At 46.6% G+C, this 1,893-nt stretch carries 1 protein-coding gene; it reads right to left on the reverse strand.

Annotated elements, in window-relative coordinates; all coding sequences use genetic code 11:
- Positions 1-44 precede the first annotated feature (44 nt).
- On the reverse strand, positions 45-1,893 hold a 1,849-nt coding region (feoB, locus tag SPADD19_RS02110; protein ID WP_241496410.1), incomplete at its 5' end, for a ferrous iron transport protein B.

The following is a 1,893-nucleotide window of genomic DNA, read 5'->3' on the forward strand; positions in this document are numbered from 1 at the left end:
CCAAACAAGATGATGGCAATGATAATGGTTGACATGAAAACCTCCTATAGATGAGCATTTGCGAGGGTGTCGAGCGTAATAACTGTCTCTTTTTGATGGTGGGGTTTGCGCAGGATAAAGTAGAGCATGCCTACAAGAAGAAGAACTGCTAGTCCTGTCCAGATGGTGATGGGCTGTCCTAGAAGGAAGACGAGGCCAAACTGGTAGAGGAGCAGGCTCACGACATAGGCTAGCCCTGTTTGAAAACCGATCGCACCCATGGTCCATTTTAGATCCCCCATCTCGCGCTTGATCGCTCCCATTGCTGCGAAACAAGGAGCACAGAGCAGGTTAAAGGTGAGGAAAGAGTATGCTGCTAAAGAAGTATAATCAACTCTTAAGGCAGCAGATAAACCGGCAGTAGAACTATCGTTGTAGAGAATGCCGAAAGTAGCAACCACGGTTTCTTTGGCTGCAAGACCTGTCACCGCAGCAACGGTTGCCTTCCAGTTCCCAAATCCGAGTGGTTCAAAGATCCAAGCAATGGATTTCCCAAGGCTGGCTAAAATACTGTGATCCGTATGGACAGCTTGGAGGCTGAAATTATAGGAAGAGAGGAACCAAATTAGGATGGTTAAGCTAAAGATGATCGTTCCTGCACGCTTCACAAAACTCATGGCCTTCCCAAAAGCATAGCGGAAAACAGATAAGGCTTTTGGCCAGTGGTAGGCCGGTAGTTCCATGATAAAGGGACTAGCTAGGCCACCTAATAAACGGGTCTTTTTCAAGGCAATTCCAGATAGGATGATGGTCGTCATCCCAAGGAAATAGGTGCTGGGTGCGACCCATGGATTGTCAGGGAAAAAGGCACCTGCAATCAAGGCGATGATTTCTAACTTGGCAGAGCAAGGCATGAAGGTGGCCGTCATAATGGTGATTTTACGGTCTCGTTCATTTTCGATGGTCCGACTAGACATAATAGCTGGAACCCCACAGCCGGTAGAGATCAGCATGGGAATAAAGGACTTACCAGAGAGACCAAATCGTCTGAAAATCCGGTCCATGACAAAGGCGATCCGACTCATGTAGCCGATATCCTCTAAGATGCCCAGGCAGATAAAGAGGACGAAAATTTGTGGCAGAAATCCGAGAACAGTTCCGATCCCAGCAACAACCCCGTCGATGATCAAGGATTGAAGCCAATCCTCTACGTGTAGATACTGGAGAAAATTGGTCACGGCATCAGGGACATATTTGCCAAAGAGGACATCGTTGGCCCAGTCGGTCCACATCTGACCGACCGTTTGGATGGAGAGGTAATAGACCAAATACATGACCACCGCAAAAATCGGCAGGGCTAGAATCCGATTGGTGACGATCTGGTCAATCTTATCTGAAAGGCTGAATTTGAAGGTAGCATCTTGTCCTTGGGCGAGTCGGCAGACTTTTTCGATAAAGGCATAGCGTTCATTGATGACGATAGATTCCGCGTCTTCAGTAAAGATTTCCTCCGTAATCTGGACGATATCTGCTATTTCACTTTGTTGGAAAGAAGAGAGGTTTAACTCTTCTGTGACAAGAGCATCCCCTTCAAAGAGCTTGATAGCATAAAAACGAGCAGCTCTCTCTGGGACGGTATTACCCAGTATCTGAAGAATTTGTGAAATAGCTGCTTCCAATCGGTCATCATAGCGGGGAAAGGCTAGATCTGTCACCGTATCTTTTCTTGTGAGAGCAGCCTTTTTAATGGCTTTTTCTACACCAGTTTGCTTGATAGCGCTGGTCGCAATGACAGGAACTCCTAACTGATAAGATAATTTTTCAGTATCAATGAAACGACCCTGGGCCTCTAAGACATCGCTCATATTGAGTGCGACGGTGACAGGAATACCTGTTTCAATCAATTGAGTCGTC

This window comes from Streptococcus parasanguinis, from assembly GCF_001578955.1.
In the GTDB taxonomy this organism is placed as follows: Bacteria; Bacillota; Bacilli; order Lactobacillales; family Streptococcaceae; genus Streptococcus; species Streptococcus parasanguinis_U.